At 70.5% G+C, this 1,973-nt stretch carries 2 protein-coding genes; one reads left to right on the top strand and one right to left on the bottom strand.

Features of this window, described 5'->3' with window-relative positions; genetic code table 11:
• The first annotated feature begins 117 nt into the window (after positions 1-117).
• Positions 118-855, top strand: a complete 738-nt coding sequence (locus D588_RS0121470) for a sulfurtransferase (RefSeq protein ID WP_017917468.1) — start codon at positions 118-120, stop codon at positions 853-855.
• Positions 856-988: 133 nt separating this feature from the next.
• On the opposite strand, the gene D588_RS0121465 is transcribed toward D588_RS0121470, so the two are convergent.
• Positions 989-1,795 carry a glucose 1-dehydrogenase gene (locus tag D588_RS0121465; RefSeq protein WP_026143972.1) on the bottom strand — a complete coding sequence of 269 codons (807 nt, stop codon included), beginning with the start codon at positions 1,793-1,795 and terminating at the stop codon, positions 989-991.
• Between the last annotated feature and the right edge of the window lie 178 nt (positions 1,796-1,973).

The following is a 1,973-nucleotide window of genomic DNA, read 5'->3' as shown; positions in this document are numbered from 1 at the left end:
GTTCCTGCTGCTGCGCGGCTAGCGGCGACGCTGCAACACGCGTCGCCGAGGTGCCGGTGTGCGGTGGGGCGGCCGTTTCCTGCAGCGGGCATGCGTCGCAGGCTCTAAAATGCACCGATGATCGCCAACACCGCCGCCTACCACTTCGTCGCCATCGCCGACCCCGACGCGCTCGCCGCGCAATTGCACGCCTGGGCGCAGGACGGCGACCTGCGCGGCACGGTGCTGGTGGCGGGCGAGGGCATCAACCTGTTTCTGGCCGGTGCGCCGGCGGCGATCGACGGCTTCTACGCGAAATTGCGCGCCGATTCGCGCTTCGCCGACCTGCGCGTCAAGTCCAGCACCAGCGCACAGCAGCCGTTCGCGCGGCTGAAGGTCAAGGTCAAGCCGGAGATCATCAGCTTCCGCCGCGACGCCGCCTCGCCGCTGCAGGCGGCGCGCGCACCGGCGGTGGCGCCGGCGACCCTGCAGCGCTGGCTGCGCCAGGGGCACGACGACACCGGTCGGCGCGTGGTGCTGCTGGACACGCGCAATGCGCAGGAAGTGGTCTACGGCACCTTCGCCGGCGCGCTGACCCTGCCGATCGTCAAGTTCACCGACCTGCCGGAGGCGCTGGCCCCGCATCGCGCGGCCCTGGCCGACGCCACCGTGGTCAGCTTCTGCACCGGCGGCATCCGCTGCGAAAAGGCGGCGCTGTGGATGCGCGCCGACGGCATGGACAACGTGCTGCAACTGGACGGCGGGATCCTCGGCTACTTCGAGGAAGTGGGCGGCGAGGGCTACGACGGCCGCTGCTTCGTCTTCGACGAACGCGTGGCGCTGGATCCGCAGTTGGAGCCGCTGGTGGGCGGCTGATTGTCGCGGGATTGGGGAGTCGGGATTGGGGATTGGCAAAGGCGGGTTGCTGCCAGCTATGCACGTGGCCCGTCAGGCGAAGCAGCGGCAGCTTTAACGAATCCCCAATCCCGACTCCCCAATCCCCACGCTCTCAGGCGTACTGCATCTTGCGTGTCATCCCGCCATCGACCACGAACTCCTGGCCGGTGATGAAGCCGGCCTGCGCCGACAGCAGATAGACCGCCAGCGCGCCGATGTCCGGCGGCGTGCCGACCCGCCCGGCCGGGTGCTGCGCATGGTCCTGTCGCGACAGCTTGGGAGCGCGCCGCGCCTTCGGCTTGCGCCAGGCATCGGTCGCGATCCAGCCGGGGCTGATGCAGTTGACCCGCACCTGCGGCCCGGCGCTGATCGCCAGCGCGTGGGTGAACGCCACCAGCCCGCCCTTCGACGCGGCGTAGGCCTCGGTGTCCGGTTCGGACTGCTGCGCGCGGGTGGAGGCGATGTTGACGATGGCGCCGCCGCCGCGGCTGTCGCGCAACGCCGGCAGGGCATGTTTGCTGCACAGGAACGCACCGCCCAGGCTCGCCCCCAGCCGCCGGTTCCATTCGCGCAGCGACAATTGCGCCAGCGGGCCGGTATGTGGATCGGCGATGCCGGCGTTGTTGACCAGTCCATCGATGCGGCCGAACCGGGTCAGCGCGGCATCGACGAAGCGGCGCACGCTCGCTTCGGCGGCAACGTCGACGCGACGGAACAGCAGGCGTTCGCCGACGTCCAGCTCGGTCACGCAGGCCCGCCCGGCGTCGGCGTCGAGATCGCCGAACACGACGTTGCCGCCAGCCCCGAGCACTGCCTGCACCACGCCGCGGCCGATGCCCTGCGCGCCGCCGGTGACCAGCACCACACGGTCGCGTAAGGGCAGGGCGGGGACAGGGGCGGGCGATGGGATCAGCGACATTGGGGCGACCGGGCGAGGGAGATTGTGTCAGCCTAGCCAGCGCGCTGTGCAACCCATGTGGTAGCGGCGCTCGCGTTGATTTGATGATGCGAGGCTGCGCCCGTACCCTCATCCGCCCCTGCGGCGCACCTTCTCCCGGCGGGAGAAGGGAGAAGCCAAAGCCCCTCTCCCACCGGGA

The organism is Xanthomonas sp. SHU 308, from assembly GCF_000364645.1.
Taxonomy (GTDB): Bacteria; Pseudomonadota; Gammaproteobacteria; order Xanthomonadales; family Xanthomonadaceae; genus Xanthomonas_A; species Xanthomonas_A sontii.
The sequence above is the reverse complement of the archived record's forward strand: the minus strand, read 5'-3'. Positions and strand labels throughout refer to the sequence as shown.

Coding starts and splice junctions, on each gene's coding strand:
- D588_RS0121470 (WP_017917468.1), top strand. CDS start 118: ATGATCGCCAACACCGCCGCCTACCACTTCGTCGCCATCGCCGACCCC.
- D588_RS0121465 (WP_026143972.1), bottom strand. CDS start 1,795: ATGTCGCTGATCCCATCGCCCGCCCCTGTCCCCGCCCTGCCCTTACGC.